The 313-nt window shown below is 74.8% G+C and carries 1 pseudogene; it reads left to right on the top strand.

The features are described 5' to 3' along the window. Positions 1-313: pseudogene (locus tag D180_RS16275) on the top strand (MFS transporter); the annotation flags it as partial.

Raw genomic sequence — 313 nt, 5'->3', positions numbered from 1 at the left:
GCTGGCTGCCGGCCTCGCGCGATCCGGCCGCCGGCCCGCCGGATCGCGCCGGCGCGCTGTGTTTCAGCGCGGCGCTGGCGCTGTTCACCGCCAGCCTAATCCAGGGGCCGCACAGCGGCTGGGGCAGCGCCGCGACGCTGGCCCTGCTCGGTGCCGCCGCACTGCTGCTGCTCGCCTTCGTGTGGATCGAACGGCGCCGCCGCCATCCGCTGCTGGACCTGCGCCTGTTCCGCTACCGGCGCTTCGTCGGCGTGCAGCTGCTGCCGGTCGCCACCTGCACCAGCTACGTGGTGCTGCTGGTGCTGCTGCCGCT

The sequence above is a fragment of the Xanthomonas sp. SHU 166 genome (genome assembly GCF_000364685.1).
Lineage (GTDB): Bacteria > Pseudomonadota > Gammaproteobacteria > Xanthomonadales > Xanthomonadaceae > Xanthomonas_A > Xanthomonas_A sontii.
This window is presented reverse-complemented; position numbering and strand designations above follow the sequence as displayed.